This is a genomic window from Collimonas fungivorans (assembly GCF_028292705.1).
Taxonomy (GTDB): domain Bacteria; phylum Pseudomonadota; class Gammaproteobacteria; order Burkholderiales; family Burkholderiaceae_D; genus Collimonas; species Collimonas fungivorans_B.
In genome coordinates this window covers 1-3,335 of record NZ_JAQGLV010000189.1, presented here as the reverse complement: position 1 = coordinate 3,335, position 3,335 = coordinate 1, and the positions used below count along the sequence as shown (strand labels likewise).

General features: G+C 59.6%; 2 protein-coding genes and 1 pseudogene. All 3 read right to left on the bottom strand.

Annotation, left to right across the window (positions count from 1 at the left end):
• Positions 1-476: pseudogene (locus tag JWQ61_RS10240) on the bottom strand (pilus assembly protein TadB); the annotation flags it as partial.
• 2 nt (positions 477-478) lie between these two features.
• Positions 479-1,825 (bottom strand): CpaF family protein, encoded by a 1,347-nt coding sequence (locus JWQ61_RS10235; protein ID WP_304360440.1) that lies wholly within the window; start codon positions 1,823-1,825, stop codon positions 479-481.
• Between the two features lie 121 nt (positions 1,826-1,946).
• A complete protein-coding gene (locus JWQ61_RS10230) occupies positions 1,947-3,251 on the bottom strand; it encodes a pilus assembly protein CpaE (RefSeq protein ID WP_304360439.1) in 1,305 nt (434 codons plus the stop codon).
• Between the last annotated feature and the right edge of the window lie 84 nt (positions 3,252-3,335).

Sequence of the window (3,335 nt, the reverse complement as noted above, 5' to 3'; positions counted from 1 at the left end):
GCCGATCCGATGCTGTTGCCTATCGTGACCAGGCGCACCAGGGTATCGAGGAATCCCGGCAGTTGCCGCAGCATGGTCCGCTGCAATTTGGCGGTCCGCAGCCAGAAATAAAAATACACCAGCATCGTGTACAACAGCAGCGTTCCGATAGCCGACAATCCACCACCCAATATCAATGCCAGCAGCGTCAGGCCGATCCCGGGCAGCAGCAGCTGCAAATACAGCTTGCCGCTTGGATGTTGAATCCCTGCGCGCAGGAAGAAATGGCGCAAGGCCTCTATCGACACCTGCAACTGCGGCGCAACCTGGCTCGTATCCTGCGGCTCATTCTGGGCCTGCTGCATCCCTTGCAGCTGCCGGTTCACGAATGCGGCGCTGACATCCTGCTGAGAACGCTGTTGCGCGCGCTGCCACAGCCAAAGACCGGTGCCGGTCAATAACAGTGCCGCAGCAAGCAGCCAGAGAGCGATATGCATGATTAGCGCCTTCCCGCCTGGCCGCCTGTCGAACCACCGGTATTCGGACTGCCGGTGCTTTGCTGCCCCAGTTGACGTTGCCGTTGCAGTTTAGGTGCATGCGGGAAGATGCCCAGCGATATCCAGCGATCGGCCTCTTCGCCATCCGGCCCGATAAAACTCTCGTGCCGATACAGTTCCTGCAGGGTGATGATGTTGTCGCCCATGCCGGTGACTTCGGTAATCGAGACAATACGGCGGCGGCCGTTGGATAGCCGGCCGATCTGCACGATGAAATCGAGCGCGCCTGCGATCTGCCGCCTGAGGCTGCTTTCGCTGCCCTGGAAGCCGGCAAACCCCGCCAGCATTTCGATCCGGTACAGACATTCGCGCGGCGTATTGGCGTGGATCGTGCCCATTGATCCGTCATGGCCGGTATTCATCGCTTGCAGCATTTCCAGCACTTCGGCGCCGCGCACTTCGCCGACAATAATCCGGTCCGGCCGCATCCGCAGGCTGTTGCGGATCAGGTCGCGGATACTGACCGCGCCGCTGCCTTCGAAGCCACCCAGGCGCGATTCCAGGCGCACTACATGCGGATGGTTGAGCGACAGTTCGGCGGTGTCTTCCACTGTCACCACACGTTCATTCTCCGGGATGAAAAATGCCAGCGCATTCAACAGGGAAGTTTTACCGGAACTGGTGCCGCCGGAGACCAGGATATTGCAGCGCGCCTTGACCGCATTATCCAGCAGCGAATAGATCTCCTCGTTCATGGTGCCGAGATTGAGCAGGTCGGTAGGCTTCAGCGGTTCCTTGCGGAATTTCCGGATCGACACCATTGGTCCATCTACTGATAACGGCTCGATCACCACGTTGAGCCGGCCGCCATCTGGCAAGCGCGCATCGACCATCGGATTCGATTCGTCCAGCCGGCGTCCCAGCGGCGCCAGGATGCGCCTGACGATGCGCAGCAGATGGGCGTTGTCGGTAAAGCGCAGGGTTTCACGCTGCAATATGCCGTGGCGCGAAACAAACACGTCGTTATAGCCGTTGATCAGGATATCTTCGACCGTCATGTCGGCCAGCAGATCTTCCAGCGGCCCCAGGCCCGCCAGTTCCTTGGTCAGGGCATCGGCAATCTGCCGTACTTCGGCTTCGTTCAGGGGGATGCGCTGCAGGCGGACAAAACCGTCGACGTCCAGATTGACGAATTGCTGGATCGCGCTGCGCGACCAGCGGCCGAACTCCGCCCCCAGCTCTTCAATCCGCGTCAGCAGATGATCGTAGGCCGCCGTCTTGATATCCTGGAATTCCTGGGTGTTCGTAAACGCTTGATCGTCGTCGGCAAATTCAATCTGGTTACTCACGTTCGTTTCTCCCGTCTTTCATCAGGGGCCGCTTCTGCCTGTCTTTTCCTGGCCAGGTTCTGAGACAGCGGCATGCATCATGCCTAAATCGGCTTGCTTATTTGCTTGCTCATTTACTTGCTTATTTTCGCAATAAAATTTTCGGTAACCAGCGTCCCACTCCATGTTTGTGCGCTACCGTCTCGTCATGGCTGAGCAAGCCATCGATCAGGCCGTCCACCGCCTTGACATAAGTATCGTGCGGAGCAACTTCATGCAGCAGCTTGCCGCGGTTGGCGCTGGAAGTCAGCTTCAGCGTGCGTTCGGGTAAAGTCGCCAGCAAGGGCAATTTGAAACGCTCGGCGATCTGGCTTGCCGCCATGCCGAAACGGTCGTCATAACGGTTCACCACAAGGTGGCGCTTGCCGTCGTCGGGATGGCGGCCGTTCAGTTCCTGCAAGGTGCCCGCCAGGGAGACCAGGGCGCCGACGCTTTGGTCAGTCACCAGCCATACCTGGTCGGCAGCGCCTGTCAGGTTGGCGATGAATTCGTGATTGGTGAAACCTCCAAGATCGGCGATCAGCACGTCAAAGTACAAGCGCAGCCGATCCAGCAAAGCCAGCGCATCGTGGTGCGACACCGTACGCATCTCGCTCAGGCTGTGCGGCAGGGAAATCACGGTGACGCCGCCGGGACTGCGCGGCAGCGCCGTATGCACCAGGGTTTCGTCAAAACGGCGCAGATTGCGCACGGCTTCAGCGAAGTCGAAGTTGCCGTTGGCGCTCAGGTACAGCTTGCCATCGCCGGCAGGCAGGCCGAGATCGAGCAGCGCCACCCGGCTGTCGGTGGGGTTGCGCTTGCCGCCGTGGCTGCTATTGCGTTGCTGGATCATGTCGGCCAGATGCGCGGCAAGCGTGCTGGTGCCGATGCCTGAACGTACGCCGAGCAAGGTCACCAGCTGGCCACGCTTGACCGGCGCCGGGGCTCGCGCCGCGGCCTTGGCCAGCACTCGCTGCACCACATCGCGCGCTTCGTCTTCGGAAGCGCTGACGTCGATGAAATCGCTGACGCCTGCGCGTAGCGCCGCGATCGTCCCTTCGGGAAAAGCCATGGAACCGACCGCCACCAAAGGCAAGGCCGGCAGTGTTTTACTCAGGGCGCGCGCCAGTTCGGTTGCATGCGCGGTAGTGCCGAGGGAATCAATTGCCAGGACGCCGGCCTGATCGCTGGCGTGTTCAACACCGGAAAAATCCAGCAACACCAGCAAGGGATTAAGTTCTACTATGCGCGACAGCAATTCGGCTACATCGGCTTTTTCCTGCAGCAGGGTACCCCATTTGCCAAGGGCAGCGCCCAGCCATTCTGCTTGCGTACTGTTACGCGAACAGAAGACGAAACGGCTGAGCGCCGTCAGTTCATTCAAAGCCTTGTTACGAGCATTCATCATGTGATCCAGAAAATTGGGCGCTTACTTTGAAAATCCCGGCAATTCGTCGCGGCTCGCTCCTCCTAACAGATAACTTCCCCACGC

What these genes read in the sequence shown, in the direction of transcription:
- JWQ61_RS10230 (WP_304360439.1), bottom strand. Translation starts at nt 3,251, where the DNA reads ATGATGAATGCTCGTAACAAGGCTTTGAATGAACTGACGGCGCTCAGC.